Annotated in this window: 1 protein-coding gene; it reads right to left on the bottom strand. The window is 69.7% G+C overall.

The window, feature by feature from the left end; translation table 11 throughout:
• Positions 1 to 1658, bottom strand: a 1658-nt coding sequence (locus ABZ565_RS35465) for an acyltransferase domain-containing protein (RefSeq protein ID WP_361036444.1), incomplete at its 3' end; no start/stop codon positions are given.
• Between the last annotated feature and the right edge of the window lie 100 nt (positions 1659 to 1758).

Here is a 1758-nt window from a genome sequence, read left to right on the forward strand (position 1 = left end):
TGGATGCCGAAGGTGTCGGCGTTGGTGTGCTGGTCCTCGGTGAGTGTGATCTCGGCGTAGAGGTCGTCGCCGTGCCGCCATGCGTTCTGGACGCCCTGGAAGGTGGGTCCGTACTCGTATCCGGCGGCCGCCAGCTCTTCGTAGAGCGTGCTCGTGTCCAGGCGGACCGCCCCGGCCGGGGGCCACACCGCATCGCCGGACACACCACGAGGCGCCGGCACCGCTGTGGACGAGAGGACCCCGGACGCGTGCCCGGTCCACTCGGACCCGTCGTCCCCGCTCATCTCCGCGCTCTCGGGGCGGGAGTACACGGTGACGGCACGGCGGCCGCCCTCCTCGGCGTCGACAACGACCTGGAGGCGGACGGCCCCGGTGGTGTCGAGCAGCAGCGGAGCTTGGAGGGTGAGGTCTTCAAGGACCTCGCAGCCGGTCTCGTACCCGGCCCGGAGGGCCAGCTCGACGAAGGCGGTGCCGGGCAGCAGGACCGTGCCGGACACGGCGTGATCGGCGAGCCACGGATGCGACTTCAACGAGAGCCGCCCGGACAGCACTGCGGATCCGCTGCCGGCGACCTGGGTCACCGCTCCGAGGAGGGGGTGCTCGGCAGCAGTGAGACCGGACATCGCGACGTCGCCGGTGGTGGGGGCGGACTCGAGCCAGTAGCGGGTGCGCTGGAAGGGGTAGGTGGGCAGGTCGAGGGGGCGCTGGGGCTCAGGGAGGGCTGTGGCCCAGTCGACGGGCGCGCCGTGGGTCCACGCCTGACCGACGGAGAGCAGGAACCGTTCCAGCCCGCCCTCGTCACGACGCAACGACGGCACCGCGAGCGCGGTCACGGCATCGGCGGCTTCGAAGGTCTCCTGAAGACCGATGGTCAGAACCGGGTGGGCGCTCGATTCGATGAACGTCGTGAACCCATCGGCGAGCAGGGCCCACGTTGTCTTCTCGAACTCAACCGTCTGACGCAGATTCCGGTACCAGTACCCCGCATCCAGGATTGCGCCGTCGACGACCTCGTTCGTGACGGTCGAGTAGAACGGAATCTCCGGCCTGCGCGGCACCACCGGTGCCAGAAGCTCCGCCAGCTCGTCCCGGATCGACTCCACGTGAGGGGAGTGCGAGGCGTAATCCACCGCGATCCGGCGCGAACGTACCCCCTCCTTGTCGAGGAGCGCGACGAGTTCGTCCAGAGCGGTGTCCGTGCCCGACACAACCGTGGACGACGGGCCATTGACCGTGGCCACACCCAGATCGTCCGGCCACCGCGTCAGATACGGGCGCACCGCGTCGGCGGGCAGAGCAACGGACAGCATGCCGCCCCGGCCGGCCAGGGCCTTGATGGCCCGGCTCCGCAGCGCCACCACCAGAGCACCGTCCTCCAACGACAGCGCACCCGACACCACAGCAGCCGCGATCTCACCCTGCGAATGCCCCACCACCGCATCAGGTACAACACCGAAGGAGCGCCACGCCTCAGCGAGGGAGACCATCACCGCCCATAGCGCCGGCTGGATCACATCCACCCGCTCCAGCAACCCCGCCGGGTCGCCTTCCAGCAGGACCGGCAGCAGGTCCCAGTCCGTGTGTACGGACAGGGCACGCGCACAGTCTTCGAGCCGCTCCCGGAACGCCGGCGACGCCTCGTAGAGGCCCGCTGCCATGCCGACCCATTGCGAGCCCTGGCCCGGGAACACGAACACCGTGCGACCGGTGACCGCTTCGCCCGATGTGCCGGCGTCTGTTTGCAGGGCGTCCAGCAGT

Origin of the sequence: Streptomyces sp. NPDC016469 (assembly GCF_040632905.1) — a bacterium.
Lineage (GTDB): Bacteria > Actinomycetota > Actinomycetes > Streptomycetales > Streptomycetaceae > Streptomyces.